Raw genomic sequence first — 21,115 nt, forward strand, 5'->3', positions numbered from 1 at the left:
GGGGGACCCTGTGGGAGAGTAGGACGCCGCCGAACAATCATTGTGGGAAAGCCCCGCACCAAGCCTTCGGGCTCGGTGCGGGGCTTTTCTGCGTTCAGGGCACGTGTGCGGTCTCCTGTAGGGTCAGGGGGCATCGAACGACCGTTTTCTACAGTCACAGTGGAGGCCCCCGGGTGGAGGTCCAGGAGACTCGGGTTCAGACTGACCGAATTTTCACCATTCCGAACATCCTGAGCATGGCTCGTCTCGCAGGCGTGCCCTTGTTCCTGTGGCTGATCCTCACCGAGCACGACGGGTGGGCCTTGGCCGTCCTCATGCTCAGCGGGGTCAGTGACTACCTCGACGGGAAGCTCGCGCGGCGCTGGAATCAGATCAGCAAGCTCGGCCGGCTGCTGGATCCGGCCGCGGACCGCCTCTACATCCTGTCGACGCTCTTCGGTCTGACCTATCGCGAGCTCCTGCCGCTGTGGCTCACCGGAGCTCTGCTCTTGCGTGAGCTGATGTTGCTGGTCATGGTGTGGATCCTGCGCCGTCACGGCTATCCGCCGCCGCAGGTCAACTTCCTCGGCAAGGCGGCGACCTTCAACCTGATGTACGCGTTTCCCTTGCTACTCCTCAGTGACGGCACGGGTTGGTTGGCCTGGTTGGGGTCAGTTTTCGGATGGGCGTTCGCGGGATGGGGTACAACCCTCTATTGGTGGGCAGGAATCCTTTACGTGGTTCAAGTCCGCCGTCTCGTGAAGGCAGACGCCACGGCCGATTGAGCCCGACCGGCGCCGGATGACGCGGAGGAGTTGCGGAGTCACCGACCGAGACGGGTGAGAGTCGGCACGACTGTCATCTCTCAAGGAGGATTCTTCCGACATGAAGGCCGTCGTGATGGCCGGTGGCGAAGGTACGCGTCTTCGCCCCATGACCTCGAGCATGCCCAAGCCGCTCCTGCCGGTGGCCAACCGGCCGATCATGGAGCACGTGCTCAGGCTGCTCAAGCGCCATGGGCTCAGCGAGACCGTGGTCACCGTGCAGTTCCTGGCGTCGCTCGTCAAGAACTACTTCGGGGATGGCGAAGAGCTCGGCATGGAGCTCACCTATGCCAACGAGGAGAAGCCACTCGGCACCGCCGGCAGCGTGAAGAATGCCGAGGACGCCTTGAAGGATGACGCCTTCGTCGTCATTTCCGGCGATGCGCTCACCGACTTCGACCTCACCGATCTGATCCGCTTCCACAAGGAGAAGGGCGCACTCGTCACGGTGTGCCTCACCCGGGTGCCGAACCCGCTGGAATTCGGCATCACGATCGTGGACGAGGAAGGCAAGGTCGAGCGCTTCCTGGAGAAGCCGACCTGGGGCCAGGTCTTCTCCGACACGGTCAACACCGGTATTTACGTGATGGAGCCCGAGGTCTTCAATTACGTCGATCCGGACGTCTCCGTCGACTGGTCCGGCGATGTCTTCCCGCAGCTGATGAAGGAAGGCAAGCCCATCTACGGCTATGTGGCCGAGGGCTACTGGGAGGACGTGGGCACGCACGAGAGCTACGTCAAGGCGCAGGCCGACGTGCTCGAGGGCAAGGTCGACATCGAGATGGACGGCTTCGAGATCTCACCCGGGGTGTGGATCGCCGAAGGGGCCGAGGTGAGCCCGGACGCGGTGCTGCGCGGGCCGCTGTACATCGGGGACTATGCCAAGATCGAAGCCGGCGTGGAGATCCGCGAGCACACCGTCATCGGGTCGAACGTCGTCGTCAAGAGCGGGGCCTTCCTGCACAGGGCCGTCATCCACGACAACGTGTACATCGGCCCCCACAGCAATCTCCGCGGCTGTGTCATCGGCAAGAACACCGACATCATGCGTTCCGCGCGGATCGAGGACGGGGCCGTCATCGGCGACGAGTGCCTCGTCGGCGAGGAATCGATCGTCCAGGGGAACGTGCGGGTCTACCCCTTCAAGACGATCGAGGCCGGTGCCTTCGTCAACACGTCGGTCATCTGGGAGTCCCGCGGCCAGGCCCACCTGTTCGGCGCGCGGGGGGTCTCCGGGATCCTGAACGTCGAGATCACCCCGGAGCTGGTGGTCCGGCTCGCCGGCGCCTATGCGACGACCCTGAAGAAGGGGGCGACGGTCACCACGGCCCGAGACCACTCCCGAGGCGCGAGAGCGCTCAAGCGGGCCGTGATCTCGGCGCTGCAGGCCAGCGCCATCAACGTACGGGACCTGGAGAACGTACCGCTGCCGGTGGCGCGGCAGCAGACCGCGCGCGGCACCGCCGGCGGGATCGTGCTGCGGACCTCACCGGGCGTCCCGGACTCGGTGGACATCATGTTCCTGGACGAGCGGGGAGCGGACCTCTCGCTCCAGCAGCAGCGCAAGCTGGACCGCGTGTACGCGCGCCAGGAGTACCGGCGGGCGTTCCCCGGCGAGATCGGCGACCTGCAGTTCCCCGGCAGTGTCTTCGACGCGTACACGGGCTCGCTGCTGCGCCGGGTGGACACCACCGGGATCGGCGATGCCGGGCTCAAGGTGGTCGTGGACGCCTCCAACGGCAGCGCCGGGCTCGTTCTGCCGAGCCTGCTCGGACGGCTCGGGGTGGACGCCCTGACGATCAATCCCGGGCTCGACGAGTCCAGGCCGACGGAGACCACCGAGTCCCGGCGGGCCGGTCTGGTGCGGCTCGGCGAGATCGTGGCCTCGGCGCGGGCGGCCTTCGGGGTGCGCTTCGACCCGGTGGGCGAGCGGATCTCCCTGGTCGACGAGCGCGGGCGGATCATCGAGGACGACCGCGCCCTGCTGGTGATGCTCGACCTGGTGGCCGCGGAGAAGCGCAGCGGCAAGGTCGCGCTGCCGGTGACCACGACACGCGTCGCCGAGCAGGTGGCGGCGTACCACGGCACGCAGGTGGAGTGGACGACGACCTCGCCCGACGACCTGACCCGGGTAGGCCGGGCGGAGAACACCATCTTCGGCGGGGACGGCCGGGGCGGGTTCATCGTTCCGGAGTTCAGCAGTGTCTTCGACGGTTCGGCGGCCTTCGTGCAGCTCCTCGGGCTGGTGGCGCGCACACAGCTCACCCTGAGCCAGATCGACGCCCGGATCCCGCGGGCCCACGTGCTCAAGCGTGACGTTCCGACGCCGTGGGCGGTGAAGGGGCTCGTCATGCGCCGGGTCGTGGAGGCGGCCGGAGAGCGGCAGGTGGACACCACCGACGGGGTGCGGGTGGTCGAGACCGACGGACGGTGGGCGCTGGTCCTGCCGGACCCGGCGGAGGCGGTCACCCACCTGTGGGCCGAGGGTCCCGACGACGCTTCCGCGCAGGCCCTGCTCGACGAGTGGGCGGCCGTGGTGGACGGGGCCGGGCACTGAGCGCCGGGCGCCGGGTGACGGCGTAGGGCAGTGGTCCGGTGGGCCGGGTGCGGGCGTCCCGCTCCGGCCCACCGGGCGGACGCATTGGGTGTGTACGGCGCCGACATGCGACGATGTGCGGCATGTCGCAGCCGCCCCCCAACCGGACTTCGGCGTCTCCTGTGCCCCCGCGCCCGGACGCTTCCATGTCGCTGCTGACGCACGTGATGGACCACGGTCTCGACGAGGGCTACGCGGAGGCCACGGCCCGGCGCGAGGCGGACGGTACGGCGGGCCTGCCCCGCAGCCTCAAGGCCAAACTGGGGCTCGCCGCCGGGCTCGTGATCACCGCCATGGTCGTCACGCTCGGCGCGGCCGAGGCGCGGATAGCCGCGCCGGTGCTGGCCAAGGAGCGCCACGAGCTGATCGACCGGGTGGAGCGGGCCGACGAGCGCGCGGACGCCCTGGAACGGGACATCGACCGTCTGAGGACCGATGTCGCGGCCCGCCAGCGTGCGGCGCTGAAGCAGCCCGGCGGGGGCCAGGGCGAGCTCGTGGCGCTGCTGGCCGGTGCCACGGAGATCCGCGGCCCCGGGATCAAGCTGGTCGTGGACGACGCGAAGGGCGCTTCCTCCGGCGGTGGCGGAAAACCGCGCGAGAGCTCCGGCTTCTCGGACACCGGCCGGCTCCGCGACCGCGATATGCAGAAGATCGTCAACGGGCTGTGGCAGTCCGGGGCGGAGGCCGTCTCCATCAACGGGCAGCGGCTGACGGAGCTGTCGGCGATCAGGGCCGCGGGTGACGCGATACTGGTCGACAACAGGCCGCTGGTGCCCCCGTACGAGGTGCTGGCGGTGGGGGACAAGAAGCGGCTCGGCACGGCCTTCCAGGACTCGGCGGACGGCCAGTACCTGCACGTGCTGCAGGAGAGCTACGGGATCCGCTACAGCCTCTCCGCCGCGGACGAGGTGCGGCTGCCGGCCGCGTCGAGTCTGACCGTACGTACAGCTACACCGGTAGAGCAGCAGAAGGGTGCATCGTGATCGCGGTACTGGGCCTCTTGGCCGGAGTGGTGGTCGGACTTCTGGTCCGGCCCGAAGTACCGGCCGTGGTGGAGCCTTATCTGCCGATCGCCGTGGTGGCGGCGCTGGACGCGGTGTTCGGCGGTCTGCGCGCGATGCTGGACGGGATCTTCGTCGACAAGGTCTTCGTGGTGTCGTTCCTGTCGAACGTGGTGGTGGCGGCGCTGATCGTCTTCCTCGGTGACAAGCTCGGCGTCGGTTCGCAGCTGTCGACGGGTGTGGTCGTGGTCTTCGGCATCCGCATCTTCTCCAACGCCGCGGCCATCCGCCGGCACGTCTTCCGGGCGTGAGGCCGATGAGTACGAACGACACTCCCGAGGAGTCGGGGTCGGGGCCCGCCGGACAGCCTCCGCGGGACGTGCCTCCGCGGGACGTGCCCCCGCAGGACGTGCCCCCGCGCGACGTGCCGCCACGGGATGTGCCGCCACGGGATGTGCCTTCGCACGACGTGCCCGAAAAGGACGAGCCGGCGCAGCCGGTGCAGCAGTCCGTGCCGGCCGCGCAGCCCGAGGAGACCGGGCGGCAGCGGCTCGCGGCCGGGCTGTGGCCGCCGCGGGTGAGCCGGGCGCAACTGATCGTCGCGCTGCTGCTGTTCGTCCTGGGGCTGGGCCTGGCGATCCAGGTGCGGTCGAACAGCGACTCCAGCGCGCTGCGCGGGGCCCGTCAGGAGGACCTGGTACGGATCCTCGACGAGCTCGACGGGCGGACCAAGCGCCTGGAGGAGGAGAAGCAGGCGCTGGAGGATCAGCGCAAGGAGCTGGAGAGCAGCTCCAACCAGGCCGAGGAGGCCCGCAGGCAGACCGTGGAGAAGGAGCGTCAACTCGGCATCCTGGCCGGTACCGTGGCAGCGCAGGGGCCGGGCATCACGCTGAAGATCACCGATCCGACGGGCCAGGTGCAGTCCGACCAGCTGCTGGACACGCTCCAGGAGCTGCGGGCCGCCGGGGCCGAGGCGATCCAGATCAACGGTGTGCGCATCGTGGCCGGCTCGTACTTCTCGGAGGAGAACGGCGGGGTCGCGATCGACGGTAAGAAGATCACACAGCCCTATGAGTTCAAGGTGATCGGCAAGCCCCAGGATCTGGAGCCCGCGCTCAACATTCCCGGCGGTGTCGTCCAGACGCTGGAGAAGGAGCAGGCGACCGTTGCCGTCACACGGTCGGCCAAGATCGTTGTGGATGCCTTGCGGGCTGCGAAGCAGCCTGACTACGCTCGGTCGTCATCGTGAGGAACTGGAGTGAAGGGTGGAGCGGCTCACGCGGGCGGATGCCTGCGGGGGGTCGGCGCACCGAAGTCGCGGTGCGTGGTGGAAACTGTCTGGTGGTTACGGACGTTGTGAGAATGTCCGGGTCGGCAGGTGTCTGCATTCGGAGTTCGTCCTGCCCCACGGGCGGGTCTGTTTCGGTCAAGGGGAATCGCCCGTGAAGTTGTTTGAGAAGTTGTTCGGCAAGAAGAACCGCGAGGACAGCGGTTCGGCACGGCACCGTGCCGGTCACGGGGACGTGGAAGGGCAGGGCGACCGGCCGCTCTTCCGCGACGAGGTCGCCGGCGCGGGTGATGTTCCGGGTGGCCACGGCGCGTCGGCCGTTGACCCTGCCGGTACCGGAGGCATAGGTTTCGGCGAACCATCAACCTCAACTGCGGGTGGAGGGTTCGCCCCCGACCCGTACGCCACCAACGCCTCCGCGGGGCAGCCGCGGCGCGAGGAGCCGTCCATGTCGGCCGAGCAGATTTGCAGCAGGTGCGGACACCGCAGCGATGCGGCCAGCCGTTTCTGCTCCAACTGCGGGGCGCCGCTGCGGCCGGGTCTGACGCCGGAGCGAGCCTCGGAGACCACGTCCACCATCTCGATCTCGGGCCTGGAGGCCTACGAGGCCGAGGTGTCGGGACAAACGCACGTGTCGTCCTCGCTGTCCCCCGAGGCCCAGGCCGCGGTGGAAGCGCTGCCGCCCGGTTCCGCCCTGCTCATCGTGCGGCGCGGTCCCAACTCCGGTAGCCGCTTCCTGCTGGACGGCGAGCTGACCACCGCGGGCCGGCACCCGCAGAGCGACATCTTCCTGGACGACGTCACCGTCTCCCGGCGCCATGTCGACTTCCGTCGGGGCCCGGACGGCGGCTTCACCGTCTCCGACGTGGGCAGCCTCAACGGCACGTACGTGAACCGGGAACCGATCGACTCCGTCGCCCTGCACAACGGCGACGAGGTGCAGATCGGCAAGTACCGGCTGGTCTTCTACGCGAGCCTGCGGGGCATCTGACCCCTTCCGGACTCCGTCCGGGGGGACCCCCACCCCCGGACACGGTCCGGCGGCTTCCCAGGGAAGGTCCCATGCTGCGCAACCCGACAGGGGGTGCCGGAAACGGCACCACCGGCTCGGCCGGGCGGCTGGTGAGCATCGGCACGGTGCTCACCACGCTGCGTGACGAGTTCCCCGAAGTCACCATCTCGAAGATCCGTTTCCTGGAGGCGGAGGGGCTCGTCGAGCCGCGGCGCACCCCTTCGGGATACCGCAAGTTCAGCACCGACGACGTGGAGCGCCTCGCCCGCATCCTTCGTCTGCAGCGCGACCACTACCTGCCGCTCAAGGTCATCCGCGAGCAGCTCGACGCGCTCGCCCGCGGTGAGCAGATCCGTATCCCGGCGCCCACGGCGCACGGGGATTCCGACGATCCCACCAGCCCGGCGGCGGTGTACGGCGAGGTCGGGCGGGAGCGGCCGGCCGTGGCCCGGGTGGGCCGGGCGGAGCTGATCGCCGCCGCCGAGGTGGACGAGGTCCAGCTGGTCGAGTGGGAGTCGTACGGGCTGCTGGCGGAGGCCCCGGGCGGTGGTTTCGACGCCGAGGCGGTCACGGTGGCCCGGCTCGTGGCCGATCTGGGGCGCTTCGGGCTGGAGCCGCGGCACCTGCGTGCGATGAAGGCGGCGGCCGACCGTGAGGCGGGTCTGGTGGAGCAGGTGGTGGCACCGCTGCGCCGGCACCGCAACCCGCAGACCAGGGCGCATGCGGAGGCCACCTTGAAGGAGCTGGCGGGGCTCTCCGTACGGCTGCACGAGGCCCTCGTGCAGACCGCTCTGGGGGTCCGGTTGCGGTGACCGCGCTGGTCGGCGTGGAGCCCCGACTACCCAAACCTGCCGGGCAGGTCCTAGGGTTGCTGTGTGAACGAGCTCGACGTTGTGGGTGTCCGGGTGGAAATGCCCTCCAACCAACCGATCGTGCTCCTGCGTGAAGTGGGAGGCGACCGGTACCTCCCCATCTGGATCGGTCCGGGGGAGGCGACCGCCATTGCCTTCGCCCAACAGGGGATGGCTCCTGCCCGACCGCTGACGCACGACCTGTTCAAGGACGTGCTGGAGGCGGTCGGTGAGGAACTCACCGAGGTCCGGATCACGGATCTGCGGGAGGGCGTCTTCTACGCGGAGCTTGTCTTCGCCAGCGGGGTCGAGGTGAGCGCGCGGCCTTCCGATGCCATAGCGCTGGCCCTGCGGACGGGGACGCCGATCTACGGCAGTGACGGCGTGCTGGACGACGCCGGAATCGCCATTCCGGACGAGCAGGAGGACGAGGTGGAGAAGTTCCGCGAGTTCCTCGACCAGATCTCGCCCGAGGACTTCGGCACCGGCCCGCAGTGAGGCGCGGGCCGCGTCGCCCCCGCGATCAGCGGGGGACTTTCAGCCCATTCGATTAGCCTTTCCCCATAACGGGATACGGGAAACCACTCTCAGGGTGATTATCACTCGGCGTGCCGAGTGTGGCGATCGTTGACGCACCCCTGGTGACTGCCTACCTTCAAGGTGGCAGGTCAAGGACGGAGGGTCGGCGTGAGGATCACGGGCGACGGTACGACCGGGGGCATCCCCGTACGGAGTGACGCTGGGCCGTACCCGCTGCACGGCGGCGCGGTCGGGTCCGCGCGCCGTCAGCCGGAGTCGACGCCGGTCGGACCGGTGAGCGGTGACCCGGCGCCCGAGCAGATCGGATACCGCGGGCCGACGGCGTGTGCGGCGGCCGGCATCACGTACCGGCAGCTGGACTACTGGGCGCGGACCGGGCTGGTGGAGCCCAGCGTGCGGCCCGCGTACGGGTCGGGCACGCAGCGGCTCTACAGCTTCCGCGACGTGGTGGTCCTCAAGATCGTCAAGCGCTTCCTGGACACGGGGGTGGCGCTGCAGAACATCCGTACGGCGGTGCAGCACCTGCGTGACCGCGGGTTCTCGGACCTGGAGCGGATGACGCTGATGAGCGACGGCGCCACCGTGTACGAGTGCACCTCCCCGGACCAGGTCGTGAGCCTGCTCCAGGGCGGGCAGGGCGTCTTCGGCATCGCCGTGGGCGTGGTGTGGCGCGATGTCGAGAGCGCGCTGTCGCAGCTGCACGGGGAGCGCGTGGACACCGGCGAGACCCTGGTCGGGCACCACCCGACGGACGAGCTGGCCGCCCGCCGCAACCGCGCCGTCTGATCCGGGCCGGGGAAATGTCAGTGCCGTAGGGCAGCATCGGTGGCGTGAGAGCCGCGCCGACCATCCTGCACCTGGACATGGACGCCTTCTACGCCTCCGTCGAGCAGGCGTCGAAGCCGAGCCTGCGGGGCAAGGCCGTCATCGTCGGCGGGCTCGGGCCGCGCGGGGTCGTCGCCACGGCTTCGTACGAGGCCAGGCGCTTCGGCGTGCACTCGGCGATGCCGATGGGGCAGGCGAGGCGGCTGTGCCCGAACGGCGCGTACCTGATCCCGCGCTTCAGCCTCTACCGGCAGGTCAGCGACGTGGTGATGGCCCTGCTGCGGGAGCTGTCGCCGCTCGTGGAGCCGCTCAGCCTGGACGAGGCCTTCGTGGACCTGGAGGCGGGCGGCGTGGCCTTCGACTCGCGGACCGCCCGGACGACGGGCGAGCGGCTGCGGGCCGACATCAGGGCCGCCACGGGGCTCAGCGGGTCGGTGGGGCTGGCCGGGTCGAAGATGCTGGCGAAGGTGGCGTCCGAGGAGGCCAAGCCGGCCGGGCTGCTGCTGATCGAGCCGGGGACCGAGCGCGAGCTGCTCGCGCCGATGTCGGTACGGACCCTGCCCGGGGTCGGGCCGGCCACGGGGGAGCACCTGCGCCGCGCCGGGATCACCACGGTGGGGGAGCTGGCCGAGGCGGGGGAGGACGAGCTGGTCCGGATGCTCGGGCGCGCGCACGGCGTCGGCCTGTACCGGATGGCGCTGGGGCTGGACGACCGGCCGGTGGTCGCGGAGCGGGACGCGAAGTCGGTGTCGGTCGAGGACACCTTCGACGTGGACCTGCACGACCGCGTACGGATCCGGAACGAGGTGCAGCGGCTCGCCGACCGGTGCGTGCAGCGGCTGCGGGGGTCGGGGCACTCGGGGCGGACGATCGTGCTGAAGGTGCGGCGGTACGACTTCTCCACGCTGACGCGGTCCGAGACGCTGCGGGGGCCCACGGACGACCCCGCGGTGGTGCGGGAGGCCGCGGCGCGGCTCCTGGAGGGTGTGGACACCACGGGCGGGGTGCGCCTGCTGGGGGTGGGGGTGACGGGGCTGGCGGACTACACGCAGGAGGACCTGTTCGCGCAGTCGCTCGCCGCTGAGCCGGATGGGGTGGACGGGACGGAGGGGGCGAGCGAGGTGGCCGGGGCGGGTGGGGCAGTCGCGGCGGGCGGGAACGTCGAGCCCGGAGCCACAGCGGCGCCTGTGGAGGCCTCAGGGGCCCGGGCGGCCGCCGAGGGGCCCGGGGAGCCGGAACCGGCCCCGGAGCGGCGCTGGCCGGCCGGGAGCGACGTACGGCACGCGCTGTACGGGCCCGGGTGGGTGCAGGGCAGCGGGGTCGGGCGGGTGACCGTACGGTTCGAGCAGCCCGGATCCGAGCCCGGCCGGGTGCGGACCTTCCGGGTGGACGACCCCGAGCTGGAGCCGTCCGATCCGCTGCCGCTGGTGGGGGAGGGGGAGGGGGAGCCGGGAGCCGCGGCCGCCCCGGCCTGATCCGCCAGTCCGGCGGTGGCCACGGCCGCCCCCGGCCGCGCGCCCGGGCCGCTCAGCCCTCGTCGCCCGCCAGCCGGCCGAAGTCGCGCGAGAACTCCGCGGGCAGGGTCGTGTCCAGGCCGTAGTGGTGGTAGAGCTGCAGCTCCTGTTCGGGGGAGAGGTGGCGGCCGACGCCGAAGTCGGGGGCGTCCCTGATGAGGGAGCGCTCGAAGGGCACCCGCAGGGTGTCGCCCACCATCTCGCTCGGCTCCAGCGGGACGAAGGCGTCCCGGCTGAACAGGCCCGTACGGACGGCCGCCCATTCCGGGACGCCCGTGGCATCGTCGAGGTAGACCTCGTCGACGGTGCCGATCTTGGTGCCATTGCGGTCGAACGCCTTGCGGCCGATCAGGCTGCGCGGATCGATGTCGGTCTGCACGGTCCCTCCAAATGGTCGCAACTCCTCCGTAATGACTACAGAAGTGCATAACGGCAGCGGAGGCCACTCGGGAAGGGCCCAGAACGTCGCTGGTAGGCTGGGTGATGGCTGTCGACCCTGTGCGGGAGAGTCCTCCGAGTGAACAAGACGGAGGCGCCGAAGGAGCAAATCCTCCCCGGAATCTCTCAGGCATACGTACCGCACGGACGAGGCCACTCTGGAAAGCAGGAGCGGGTACCGGGCGTGCAGTGCCGGTCCCCCTCCTCACCGACGGTGAAAGCCGGAGCGCTCGGGCGACCCCCGTGGCTCCGGTGAAACTCTCAGGTGCAGATGACAGAGGGGGAGGCCGTCCGGGTGCCCGCGCCGTGGTGCCCCTCGCAGGTCATACGACCAGGAGGCCTCCGTACATGACCGCCAACCGCATTCCGCTCTCCCAGCTGGAGCGAGGCATCCCCTTCGAACAGCGCCACATCGGCCCGGATGCCGAGGCGCAGGCGAAGATGCTCGCCCATGTGGGCTACGGCTCCCTGGACGAACTGACCGCCGCCGCGGTCCCGGATGTGATCAAGACCGCCGAGGCGCTCGACCTGCCCGAGGCGCGGACCGAGGCCGAGGTGCTCGCCGAGCTGCGCTCGCTCGCCGACCGCAACCAGGTCCTCTCCTCCATGATCGGTCTCGGCTACTACGGGACCTTCACCCCGCCGGTGATCCTCCGCAACGTCATGGAGAACCCGGCCTGGTACACGGCGTACACCCCGTACCAGCCGGAGATCTCGCAGGGCCGCCTCGAAGCCCTGCTGAACTTCCAGACCGTCGTCGCCGACCTCACGGGGCTGCCGACCTCGGGCGCCTCGCTGCTCGACGAGGGCACCGCGGCCGCCGAGGCCATGACGCTGGCCCGCCGCGTGGGCAAGGCCAAGGGGAACGTCTTCCTCGTGGACGCCGACGCGCTGCCGCAGACCATCGCCGTCATCGAGACCCGCGCCGAGCCGATCGGCATCGAGGTCGCCGTCGCCGACCTGTCCGCCGGCATCCCGGCCGAGATCGTCGAGCGCGGCATCTACGGCGTCCTCGTCCAGTACCCGGGTGCCTCCGGTGCCGTACGGGACATCAAGCCGGTCATCGACCAGGCGCACGAGCTCGGCGCCATCGTCGCCGTCTCCGCCGACCTGCTCGCGCTGACCCTGCTGACCTCCCCGGGCGCGCTCGGCGCCGACATCGCCGTCGGCACCACCCAGCGCTTCGGTGTCCCGATGGGCTTCGGCGGACCGCACGCCGGATACATGGCCGTCCAGGACAAGCACGCGCGTTCGCTGCCCGGCCGACTGGTCGGCGTCTCCGTGGACGCGGACGGCAACAAGGCCTACCGCCTGGCGCTGCAGACCCGCGAGCAGCACATCCGCCGCGAGAAGGCCACCAGCAACATCTGCACCGCCCAGGTGCTGCTCGCCGTCATGGCCGCCATGTACGCCGTCTATCACGGCCCGGACGGCCTGCGGACGATCGCCCGCCGGACCCACCGCTACGCCGCCCTGCTCGCCGAGGGCCTGACGGCCGGCGGGGTCGAGATCGTGCACGGCTCGTACTTCGACACGGTCACCGCCCGCGTTCCGGGCCGCGCGGCCGAGGTCGTCGCCGCCGCCCGTGAAGGCGGCATCAACCTGTACCTGGTCGACGCCGACCACGTCTCCGCCGCCTGCGACGAGACCACCCTGCGCGCCGACATCGAGGCCGTCTGGGCCGCCTTCGGCGTCACCGCCGAGATCGAGGCGCTCGACGCGACCACGGCCGACACCCTGCCCGAGGGCCTGCTGCGCTCGGACGACTACCTGACGCACCCGGTCTTCCACCAGCACCGCTCCGAGACCGCGATGCTGCGCTACCTGCGCAAGCTCTCGGACAAGGACTACGCGCTGGACCGCGGCATGATCCCGCTGGGCTCCTGCACCATGAAGCTCAACGCGACCACCGAGATGGAGCCGGTCACCTGGCCCGAATTCGGCCAGCTGCACCCGTTCGCCCCGGTGGAGCAGGCCGAGGGCTACCTCACGCTCATCACCGAGCTGGAGGAACGTCTCTGCGAGGTCACCGGCTACGACAAGGTGTCCATCCAGCCCAACGCCGGCTCCCAGGGTGAGCTCGCCGGCCTGCTGGCCGTCCGCGCCTACCACCGCGCGAACGGCGACGAGCAGCGCACCATCTGCCTCATCCCGTCCTCCGCGCACGGCACCAACGCCGCCAGCGCCGTGATGGCCGGCATGAAGGTCGTCGTCGTCAAGACCGCCGACGACGGCGAGGTGGACGCGGCCGACCTGCGCGCCAAGATCGAGCAGTACCGCGACGAGCTCGCCGTGCTGATGATCACGTACCCGTCCACGCACGGCGTGTTCGAGGAGCACGTCGCCGACATCTGCGCCCAGGTCCACGAGGCCGGCGGCCAGGTCTACGTCGACGGCGCCAACCTGAACGCCCTGGTGGGCCTCGCCAAGCCGGGTCACTTCGGCGGCGACGTCTCGCACCTGAACCTGCACAAGACCTTCTGCATCCCGCACGGCGGCGGCGGCCCGGGCGTCGGCCCGGTCGGTGTCCGGGCGCACCTGGCCCCGTACCTGCCGAACCACCCGCTCCAGCCGACCGCGGGTCCGGAGACGGGCGTCGGCCCGATCTCGGCCGCCCCGTGGGGCTCGGCGGGCATCCTGCCGATCTCGTGGTCGTACGTGCGCCTGATGGGCGGCGAGGGCCTCAAGCGCGCCACCCAGGTGGCGGTGCTCGGTGCCAACTACATCGCCAAGCGCCTGGAGCCGCACTACCCGGTGCTCTACACCGGGCCGGGCAACCTGGTCGCGCACGAGTGCATCATCGACCTGCGCCCGCTGTCGAAGTCCACGGGCGTGAGCGTGGACGACATCGCCAAGCGCCTGATCGACTACGGCTTCCACGCCCCGACGATGTCCTTCCCTGTCGCCGGCACGCTGATGATCGAGCCGACGGAGTCCGAGGACCTCGCCGAGATCGACCGCTTCTGCGACGCGATGATCGCCATCCGCGGCGAGATCGAGCGGGTCGCGGGCGGCGAGTGGCCGGCGGACGACAACCCGCTGGCCAACTCCCCGCACACCGCGGCGGCGCTGGGCGGCGAGTGGAACCACCCGTACACCCGCGACGAGGCCGTCTTCCCGGGCGGGGTCACGGCCGCCGAGAAGTACTGGCCGCCGGTGCGCCGCATCGACGGTGCCTTCGGCGACCGCAACCTGGTGTGCTCCTGCCCGCCGCTGGACGAGTACGACCACTGACACCCAGCTACGACCACTGACACCCAGCGGTGCGGTGATCTGAAGAACGCGACATGAAGAAGGGGCCGGTCCGGGGGAATCTCCCGGGCCGGCCCCTTCCGCGTTGGCGTGCGTCCGCCGGGCCGTCCTCAGCGCCTACGCCGCCGCGAGCGGGCGGTGCGGGGCGATGATCTGGCCGTCCGGCAGGAGCTCACCGGTGTCCTCGAAGAGCAGGACGCCATTGCACAGCAGGCTCCAGCCCTGCTCCGGGTGGTTGGCCACCGGGCGCGCGGCCTCCCGGTCGGCGGATTCGGCTGACGGGCAGGCTGGCTGGTGCTGGCACATGGATGCGTTCTTTCGCTGCGGTGTGGTCTGCGTGCTACGGCTCGATGCGTGGTTCATGGCCGTCCCCCTGGGTCATCCCCGCACCCGCGGGGAGCGTGTCATCAGTGTTCCCCCATGACAGCCGCTTCGCAGGTATTTCCCGGCAGCTGTCCTCACAGATTGATGACGCATCACTCGTGCGGGCGGTTCAGGCCAACTCCCCTGTCATTTCGGATGGTTCGCAAGTGGTCCGAGCGGACTAGGCCGAATGGGCTACTTGGGTCAGGCGGCGGGTGCGGCCAGCGACGGAGGGAGGGGCGCCGTGGCGGGGGTCAGCCGGCGGGTGAGCACGGGCAGCAGCTCGGAGACCGGATGCGGGCGGAACGGGGCGATGCCGGGCGGGGCCGGAGCCAGTGGCACCAGCAGATCCTCTCCGGCGGGCAGTCCGGCGGAGGCGTCGGCGCCCACCGCCCCGTGCAGCCACAGGGTCAGCATGTAGAGCTCGGGTACGGACAGCAGCCGCGGCTGGTAGTTCGTACCGAGGGACTCCGCCTGGCGCAGGGCGCGTTCGGTGGCGGCGACGTAGGGCCCCTCGAAGAAGTGGGAGAAGGCCCAGCCGTCGGGGGTCAGGCGGGTGTCGGCCGCCGCGACGTGACGGTCCCCGCTGCGGATCAGGAACCGCCAGCCGGTGAGCCGCGTGCGGGGCGGCCTGCCGCCGGCCGCGAGGGCGGACATGCCCAGCCGGTCGAGGACGTGCACCGGAAGGGGGAGTTCGGCGGTCAGTGGCCCCTGGATCGCACGCAGGGACGGGGTGTGCGCCTCGTGGACGGCGGTGGGAGAACCGAGTGCCGCGAGGACGCTGCGCAGGGCGGGCGCGGGAGCCGGAGGGACATGCAGCGGCATGGTGGGTCGCCTCTCACTTGGGAGACCGGTGGAACGGGGGCAGGTGCGGACGGCGCTGTCGCATTCTGGGGCCAGAGGGGGGCCGAGGGGCAATGGCCGCGCGCCAACTCTCTGCCTCGTTTGCGGAGTTTATACGACATGTGTTCACGCAGTGTTTCGGCTAGCTGTCCCGCCTATTGCCGACAAGGCGCTTACCGGTCCCGCTCACGTGGCATTCATGCCGGATGTGCGCGAACGTGCCGCGCTGACCTCGGAGGTTACCGGACGGGGGCTCGGCTGGAAAGCATCGGTTTTGCGGAGCGCGCAAAGCCGAAGCGGAATTTGCGCGAGGCGACTTGCCAGGTGAATGTGCCGAAGCGCCCTTCGGCCAAACCGGCGCGCGCTCCTCGCCACGCACGCCCCCACCGCGTTATGGATCACGCTGCCGGGGCATCATCGACCGTAATGCGCGCCTGGGTGCCCGGGCCGGGCTCACTCGAGGAGGGACGCTTCGATGGGGGAGAAGGTCGTGGCGGGCGGATTCGACCTGTCCGATCGGCAGCGGTATCGAAGGAAGCTTCACGAGTGTCTGGAGGGGCTGGAGCGACTCCTGGCGGAGAAGAGGTTCGATCGTCCGAAGAACATGATGGGACTGGAGATCGAGCTGAATCTCGCGGGCGCCGACGGGTTGCCGAGAATGGTGAATGCCCAGGTGCTGGAGCGGATAGCGAGCCCTGATTTCCAGACCGAACTGGGAATGTTCAATCTGGAGGTCAACGTCCTGCCGCACCGGCTCGGCGGACGGGTATTCGACCAGCTCGCCGAGGAACTCAGCGCGGGTCTGGGCTATGCCCACCGGCAGGCCGCGGAGATCGATGCCGGCGTGGTGATGATCGGCATTCTGCCGACGATCTCCCGCGCGGACCTGGTCACCGCCAACCTGTCGGCCGTGGACCGCTACTCGCTGCTCAACGAGCAGATCCTGATGATGCGCGGGGAGGACTTCACGCTCGACATCGACGGGGTCGAGCGGCTGATCTGGACCTCCGGGTCGATCGTGCCGGAGGCCGCCTGCACCTCCGTACAACTGCATCTCCAGGTGACACCGGCCCGGTTCCCCGCCGTGTGGAACGCGGCGCAGGTCGTGGCCGCCGCGCAGATAGCCATCGGGGCCAACTCGCCCTTCCTGTTCGGGCGCGAGCTGTGGCGGGAGTCGCGGCCGCCGCTGTTCACGCAGGCCACCGACACCCGGCCGCCCGAACTCCAGGCGCAGGGAGTACGGCCGCGCACCTGGTTCGGGGAGCGGTGGGTGGACTCGGCGTACGAGCTCTTCGCCGAGAACGTCCGCTACTTCCCCGCCCTGCTGCCGATCTGCGACGAAGAGGAGCCGCTGCGGGTGCTCGCCGAGGGCGGGGTGCCCGGGCTGCAGGAACTGGTCCTGCACAACGGGACCGTCTACCGCTGGAACCGGCCCGTGTACGGGGTCGCGGACGGGGTGCCGCACCTGCGGGTGGAGAACCGGGTGCTGCCGGCCGGCCCGACGGTCGCCGACGTCGTCGCCAACGCCGCCTTCTACTACGGGCTGGTGCGCACCCTCGCGGACGAACAGCGCCCGGTGTGGACCCGGCTGCCCTTCGCCGAGGCGGAGGCGAACTTCGACGCGGCCTGCCGGTACGGGATCGACGCGCGGCTGCGGTGGCCGCGCCGGGGCCGGGCCGGGGGACTGGCGAGCGTGCCCGCCGTACGGCTGGTCCTGGACGAACTGCTGCCGATGGCGGCGGCGGGGCTGGACGCCTGGGGCATCGAGCCCGCGGACCGGGACCACTACCTCGGGATCATCGAGGAGCGCTGCCGGCGGCGGGTGAACGGGGCGACCTGGCAGGTGGACACCTACCACCGGGCGCTGGCGGCCGGACTGGAGCGGGACGAGGCGCTGGCCGCGACCACCCGCAGGTACAGCGAGCTGATGCACAAGGGCGACCCCGTGCACACCTGGCCCGTGGGGCCGGGGGAGGAGGTGAGCCCCTCGGTGCCGGAGCCCCGCTGAGCGGGCGCGCGGCCGGGGCCGTCCGGCGGTCCCTCGATGCCGTTGATCCCGTTGATCCCGTTGATCCCGTTGTCCCCCCGCAGTGATCCTCCCGGTCTCCGAGGAGGCAGTATGGGGTGGTCGCAACGGGATGGCAGGACGGGAGTCGGGCGTGCGGGCGGATCCGGAGCCGGTGTTCGTGGAGCTCGGCGAGGACGGGCGGCGGGCGCTCCTGCGCAACGAGACGCTGCTCGTCCTCGCGCTGTCGCTGGGCGCGAGCGGGGTCTCGGCGCTGATCAGCTTCATCGGCTCGCTCACCAAGCCGGGGGGACTGAAGGACCAGGCCGCCACCCTCAACGGCTCGTACGCCCCGGGCCGGCCCTGGCTGGACCTGGCGTGGCAGCTGTTCGGCATCGCGAGCGCGCTGGTCCCCGTCCTGCTGGTGGCGCACCTGCTGACCCGCGAGGGCGCCCCCGGGCTGCGGGTGCTGGGCTTCGACCGCACCCAGCCCATGGGCGACCTGGCCCGGGGCGCGCTCGTCGCCGCGGGGATCGGGAGCGCGGGGCTGGCCTTCTACCTGGGGGCGCGGTCCGCCGGATTCAACCTCACGGTGGTGCCCGAGGCGCTGCCGGACGTGTGGTGGAAGTTCCCCGTCCTGATCCTCTCCGCGCTGCAGAACGCCGTGGTGGAGGAGATCATCGTGCTGGCGTACCTGCTGCGCCGGCTCGACCAGCTCGGCTGGTCGCCGATGGCCGCGCTGCTGGCCAGCTCGGCCCTGCGCGGCTCCTACCACCTCTACCAGGGCATCGGCGGCTTCATCGGCAACATGGTGATGGGCGTCGTCTTCGTCCTGGCCTACCGACGCTGGGGCCGGGTGGGACCGCTCGTCGTCGCGCACGCGCTCCTCGACATCGTGGCCTTCGGCGGCTACGCCCTGCTCGCGGGCAAGGTGGGCTGGCTGCCCACGCCGTGATGCGGCCGCGCACGCCGTGATGCGGCCGGTACACCCGCTCGGCGCTGCCCGGCGGGGGCGCGGGCCCGAGCGGTGCGACGCTGGAGGGGAGTGAGGAGGCGCGCGCGGTGGCTGTTGTGGACTCCCTGGTGCCGTTCGCGCCGTTCTTCGTGCCCGTGGTCACCCCGGCTGTGCGGCCCCGGGCGGGGACGCGAACAGCTCGCCGTCGAGGACGGTGACGGCCCGGCCGGCCAGCAGCGTGCGGTCGCCCGCCAGGGTCACCCGTACGAGTCCGCGGCGCGCGCCGCCCTGGAGGCCGGTCAGCTCCGTACGGCCCAGGCGCTCGGCCCAGAAGGGGGCCAGCGCGGTGTGGGCGCTGCCGGTCACCGGGTCCTCGTCGATGCCGAAGGCGGGGAAGAAGCCGCGGGACACGAAGTCGTACCCGCGGGAGGGATCCTCGGCGGCCGCGGTGACGATGACCCCGCGCTTGGCGAAGGCGCGCAGGGCGCCGTGGTCCGGCGTCAGTTCGCGGACGGTCTTCTCGTCGGCGAGCTCGATCACGAGGTCGCCGATGTGCGCGGCGGTGTCGTGCACGGAGAGGATCGGCGCCCCGCCGAGCGCGTGGTCCACGGCGGCCGGTGCCGGGACCGGGGTCAGCGAGGACGTCGGGAAGTCCATGGTGATCGTGCCGTCCGCGGCGGTCTCGGCCGTGAGGATCCCGCAGCGCGCGGAGAAGCGGATCAGCCCCGCGGCGAGGCCCGAGGACGCCAGGACGTGCGCGGTGGCCAGGGTCGCGTGGCCGCACATGTCGACCTCGGCGGCCGGGGTGAACCAGCGCAGCGCCCAGTCGGCGTCCCCGCCGGGCGGAAGGGGATGGGCGAAGGCGGTCTCGGAGAGGTTCACCTCGGAGGCGACCTGCTGGAGCCAGGCGTCCGGGGGGAAAGCGGTGTCGAGGAGCAGGACTCCGGCGGGGTTCCCGTGGAAGGGCCGGTCGGTGAAGGCGTCGACGATTCGGATGCGCATGTCTCGACGGTAGGGCGGTTCCTTGATCGCCGACAAAGGCCAATCCGGGGTGACTGGACCGGTCGGCGCCCCGGGGCGCCGACCGGCTCGGATCCGGGCCGGCTCAGGTCCGGGAGAGTGCCTTCGTGCCCGACAGCAGCGGGATGAGGCCGAAGTTCCCGTCACCGCGCCCGCAGGCCGGGGCCGTGTCGGGAGAGTTGGAGACCTTCGTTCCGGTCGTGAAGCGGCCGTCGCGGCGGGTCGGTACGACGGTGGTGAAGTGGTCGTCGAAGCCGCCGGCGCCGTAGTAGTACACGCACTGCTGGAGGTTCACGTAGCGCCCGGCGGACAGGTCCAGGGCCTTGACGTCCGACAGCAGGGGGATGAGGGCGTAGAGGCCCCGGCCGGGTCCGCAGTTCGGGGCGGTGTCGGGCGTGTCGGAGACGTTCGTCCCGGCTGAGAACTCTCCGCCGCCGAGCGAGATCACGGTGGTCAGGTGGTCCCGCTGGCCGTCGGAGTAGTAGACGCACTGGTGCAGGTTCAGGTAGCGCCCGGCGCTCAGGTCGAGGGCCTGGACGGCCGCCCACGGGTGGTGGGGTGTGAAGTTCCCGTCCCCGGCGCCGCAGGACCGGGTCTGGTCGGGGGCGGTGGACGTGGCGGTCCCGGTCGTGAACCGGCCGTCGCGGCTCGGGACCACGGTCGTGAAGTAGTCGACGACGCGGGGGGACGAGTACACGCACTGGTGCAGGTTGAGGTATTGGCCGGCCAGCTGCCGGGGGCCGTCGGCGGTGGCCGGTCCCGGCACTACGAGCAGCAGTGCGGCGGCGGCCGCGGCGGCGAGCCAGTTCCTGGCGCGTCCCTGAAGGCGCACGGATGTCCCCTTTGTGGGCTGTTTGGGCATGTTCGCGCTCAGCACAGCACACACCCGCACGCCCTTCGCCCGAAAGTTCGGTCGCCAATCCACCCCAAGGTGTGCCATCGGATCACCTGTCGCTGACGAGTTTCCGATATATCGTTGACGCATCGCGATGGATCAACGATAGTTGAGTCATCGGACAACCGATGACACGAAGAGCGACAACGTGACGAAAGGAGCGCAGTCATGCGTTCACACGGACAGCACGGACACGACCACGGCCATGACCACGGACGGGGCCACGACCACTGCGGGCCCGATCGTCGGGAGGGTTTCAAGGGGCGTCGCGCCGCCTTCGGACCGTTCGGGCCGCCCTTCGGCGGCGGGCCCTTCGGCGGACGGGGCGGGCGCGGTGGGCGAGGCGGCGGACGGGCCCGGCGCGGTGACGTACGCGCCTCGATCCTGGCGCTGCTCGCCGACCGGCCGATGCACGGCTACGAGATGATCCAGGAGATCGGCGAGCGCAGCGGCGGGGCCTGGAAGCCCAGCCCGGGCTCGGTCTATCCGACCCTGCAGCTGCTCGAGGACGAGGGGCTCATCACGAGCGCGAGCGAGGGCGGCAAGAAGCTGTTCACGCTCACCGACGCCGGCCGCACCGAGGCCGAGTCGGGCCCCGACGCGCCGTGGGCCGACGCCGGCCGCGGCTTCGACTTCGAGGCGATGCACGAGATCCGGACGGCCGGGATCGGCCTGATGGAAGCCTTCGGGCAGGTCTTCAAGACCGGCTCGCCCGAGCAGCGCGAGAAGGCGCTCGGGGTCATCAACGACGCCCGCAAGAAGCTCTATCTGATCCTGGCCGACGAGCACTGAGCACCGGGCCGGTCCCGGCACCGCGCAGCGGGGGGGGGGGGGGGGGGGGGGGGGGGGGGGGGGGGGGGGGGGGGGGGGGGGGGGGGGGGGGGGGGGGGGGGGGGGGGGGGGGGGGGGGGGGG

Annotated in this window: 19 protein-coding genes and 1 riboswitch; of the genes, 14 read left to right on the forward strand and 5 right to left on the reverse strand. The window is 70.9% G+C overall.

Features of this window, described 5'->3' with window-relative positions; all coding sequences use genetic code 11:
• Positions 1-173: 173 nt before the first annotated feature.
• From ACZ4VT_RS36095 to ACZ4VT_RS36140, 10 genes are all read left to right on the forward strand, one after another.
• On the forward strand, positions 174-764 hold the full coding sequence (locus tag ACZ4VT_RS36095) for a CDP-alcohol phosphatidyltransferase family protein (protein WP_351596499.1): 591 nt from the start codon (positions 174-176) through the stop codon (positions 762-764).
• A gap of 100 nt (positions 765-864) precedes the next feature.
• Positions 865-3,360: a sugar phosphate nucleotidyltransferase gene (locus ACZ4VT_RS36100; protein ID WP_467955600.1), complete on the forward strand. Its 2,496-nt coding sequence runs from the start codon at positions 865-867 to the stop codon at positions 3,358-3,360.
• A 113-nt stretch (positions 3,361-3,473) separates the two neighbouring features.
• Positions 3,474-4,382, forward strand: a complete 909-nt coding sequence (locus tag ACZ4VT_RS36105; RefSeq protein ID WP_467955601.1) for a DUF881 domain-containing protein — start codon at positions 3,474-3,476, stop codon at positions 4,380-4,382.
• The gene (locus tag ACZ4VT_RS36110; protein ID WP_030722407.1) at positions 4,379-4,711 is read left to right on the forward strand and encodes a small basic family protein; all 333 of its coding nucleotides are present in this window, start codon (positions 4,379-4,381) and stop codon (positions 4,709-4,711) included. The genes ACZ4VT_RS36105 and ACZ4VT_RS36110 overlap by 4 nt, the downstream gene beginning before the upstream one ends.
• A 5-nt stretch (positions 4,712-4,716) precedes the next feature.
• Entirely contained in the window at positions 4,717-5,649 is a 933-nt protein-coding gene (locus ACZ4VT_RS36115; RefSeq protein WP_467955602.1) for a DUF881 domain-containing protein, read from the forward strand.
• Between the two features lie 85 nt (positions 5,650-5,734).
• Complete coding sequence (locus tag ACZ4VT_RS36120) at positions 5,735-6,679, forward strand: FHA domain-containing protein (RefSeq protein ID WP_467955614.1); 945 nt, start codon at positions 5,735-5,737, stop codon at positions 6,677-6,679.
• A gap of 71 nt (positions 6,680-6,750) precedes the next feature.
• Positions 6,751-7,512 (forward strand): transcriptional regulator FtsR, encoded by a 762-nt coding sequence (gene ftsR / locus ACZ4VT_RS36125; protein ID WP_467955603.1) that lies wholly within the window; start codon positions 6,751-6,753, stop codon positions 7,510-7,512.
• A gap of 63 nt (positions 7,513-7,575) precedes the next feature.
• A complete protein-coding gene (locus ACZ4VT_RS36130) occupies positions 7,576-8,049 on the forward strand; it encodes a bifunctional nuclease family protein (protein WP_007262890.1) in 474 nt (157 codons plus the stop codon).
• A 189-nt stretch (positions 8,050-8,238) separates the two neighbouring features.
• Complete coding sequence (locus ACZ4VT_RS36135; RefSeq protein WP_467955604.1) at positions 8,239-8,877, forward strand: MerR family transcriptional regulator; 639 nt, start codon at positions 8,239-8,241, stop codon at positions 8,875-8,877.
• A 44-nt stretch (positions 8,878-8,921) separates the two neighbouring features.
• Positions 8,922-10,391: a DNA polymerase IV gene (locus tag ACZ4VT_RS36140; protein WP_467955605.1), complete on the forward strand. Its 1,470-nt coding sequence runs from the start codon at positions 8,922-8,924 to the stop codon at positions 10,389-10,391.
• 52 nt (positions 10,392-10,443) lie between these two features.
• Here the strand turns inward: ACZ4VT_RS36140 and ACZ4VT_RS36145 are convergent, their stop codons facing one another.
• A complete protein-coding gene (locus ACZ4VT_RS36145; RefSeq protein ID WP_467955606.1) occupies positions 10,444-10,809 on the reverse strand; it encodes a PRC-barrel domain-containing protein in 366 nt (121 codons plus the stop codon).
• Between the two features lie 112 nt (positions 10,810-10,921).
• Positions 10,922-11,020, forward strand: a riboswitch (glycine riboswitch).
• Positions 11,021-11,216: 196 nt separating this feature from the next.
• On the opposite strand from ACZ4VT_RS36145, the gene gcvP reads away from it, so the two are divergent.
• On the forward strand, positions 11,217-14,102 hold the full coding sequence (gene gcvP, locus ACZ4VT_RS36150) for an aminomethyl-transferring glycine dehydrogenase (protein ID WP_467955607.1): 2,886 nt from the start codon (positions 11,217-11,219) through the stop codon (positions 14,100-14,102).
• 135 nt (positions 14,103-14,237) lie between these two features.
• Here gcvP and ACZ4VT_RS36155 read toward each other — a convergent pair whose 3' ends face one another.
• Both ACZ4VT_RS36155 and ACZ4VT_RS36160 read right to left on the reverse strand, forming a co-directional pair.
• Positions 14,238-14,426 carry a DUF5999 family protein gene (locus tag ACZ4VT_RS36155; protein WP_030009772.1) on the reverse strand — a complete coding sequence of 63 codons (189 nt, stop codon included), beginning with the start codon at positions 14,424-14,426 and terminating at the stop codon, positions 14,238-14,240.
• 261 nt (positions 14,427-14,687) lie between these two features.
• Entirely contained in the window at positions 14,688-15,308 is a 621-nt protein-coding gene (locus ACZ4VT_RS36160) for a hypothetical protein (protein WP_467955608.1), read from the reverse strand.
• A gap of 493 nt (positions 15,309-15,801) precedes the next feature.
• On the opposite strand from ACZ4VT_RS36160, the gene ACZ4VT_RS36165 reads away from it, so the two are divergent.
• Positions 15,802-17,334, forward strand: coding sequence for a glutamate-cysteine ligase family protein (locus ACZ4VT_RS36165; protein WP_467955609.1), 1,533 nt, complete (start codon positions 15,802-15,804; stop codon positions 17,332-17,334).
• A 130-nt stretch (positions 17,335-17,464) separates the two neighbouring features.
• Positions 17,465-18,286: a CPBP family intramembrane glutamic endopeptidase gene (locus tag ACZ4VT_RS36170; protein ID WP_467955610.1), complete on the forward strand. Its 822-nt coding sequence runs from the start codon at positions 17,465-17,467 to the stop codon at positions 18,284-18,286.
• Between the two features lie 159 nt (positions 18,287-18,445).
• Here ACZ4VT_RS36170 and ACZ4VT_RS36175 read toward each other — a convergent pair whose 3' ends face one another.
• Together ACZ4VT_RS36175 and ACZ4VT_RS36180 are read right to left on the reverse strand one after the other, a co-directional pair.
• The gene (locus tag ACZ4VT_RS36175) at positions 18,446-19,288 is read right to left on the reverse strand and encodes a PhzF family phenazine biosynthesis protein (RefSeq protein ID WP_467955611.1); all 843 of its coding nucleotides are present in this window, start codon (positions 19,286-19,288) and stop codon (positions 18,446-18,448) included.
• Between the two features lie 103 nt (positions 19,289-19,391).
• Positions 19,392-20,138, reverse strand: coding sequence for a hypothetical protein (locus ACZ4VT_RS36180; RefSeq protein WP_467955612.1), 747 nt, complete (start codon positions 20,136-20,138; stop codon positions 19,392-19,394).
• A 231-nt stretch (positions 20,139-20,369) separates the two neighbouring features.
• On the opposite strand from ACZ4VT_RS36180, the gene ACZ4VT_RS36185 reads away from it, so the two are divergent.
• Positions 20,370-20,993: a PadR family transcriptional regulator gene (locus ACZ4VT_RS36185; RefSeq protein WP_467955613.1), complete on the forward strand. Its 624-nt coding sequence runs from the start codon at positions 20,370-20,372 to the stop codon at positions 20,991-20,993.
• Positions 20,994-21,115: the final 122 nt, after the last annotated feature.

This window comes from Streptomyces sp. NPDC029164, from assembly GCF_055563995.1.

Bases quoted from the DNA above. Each gene is read 5' to 3' on its own strand.
- ACZ4VT_RS36100 (WP_467955600.1), top strand. From the start codon at position 865: ATGAAGGCCGTCGTGATGGCCGGTGGCGAAGGTACGCGTCTTCGCCCC.
- ACZ4VT_RS36105 (WP_467955601.1), top strand. From the start codon at position 3,474: ATGTGCGGCATGTCGCAGCCGCCCCCCAACCGGACTTCGGCGTCTCCT.
- ACZ4VT_RS36115 (WP_467955602.1), top strand. From the start codon at position 4,717: ATGAGTACGAACGACACTCCCGAGGAGTCGGGGTCGGGGCCCGCCGGA.
- ftsR (WP_467955603.1), top strand. From the start codon at position 6,751: ATGCTGCGCAACCCGACAGGGGGTGCCGGAAACGGCACCACCGGCTCG.
- gcvP (WP_467955607.1), top strand. From the start codon at position 11,217: ATGACCGCCAACCGCATTCCGCTCTCCCAGCTGGAGCGAGGCATCCCC.
- ACZ4VT_RS36155 (WP_030009772.1), bottom strand. From the start codon at position 14,426: ATGTGCCAGCACCAGCCAGCCTGCCCGTCAGCCGAATCCGCCGACCGG.
- ACZ4VT_RS36160 (WP_467955608.1), bottom strand. From the start codon at position 15,308: ATGCCGCTGCATGTCCCTCCGGCTCCCGCGCCCGCCCTGCGCAGCGTC.
- ACZ4VT_RS36165 (WP_467955609.1), top strand. From the start codon at position 15,802: ATGGGGGAGAAGGTCGTGGCGGGCGGATTCGACCTGTCCGATCGGCAG.
- ACZ4VT_RS36170 (WP_467955610.1), top strand. From the start codon at position 17,465: ATGGCAGGACGGGAGTCGGGCGTGCGGGCGGATCCGGAGCCGGTGTTC.
- ACZ4VT_RS36175 (WP_467955611.1), bottom strand. From the start codon at position 19,288: ATGCGCATCCGAATCGTCGACGCCTTCACCGACCGGCCCTTCCACGGG.
- ACZ4VT_RS36185 (WP_467955613.1), top strand. From the start codon at position 20,370: ATGCGTTCACACGGACAGCACGGACACGACCACGGCCATGACCACGGA.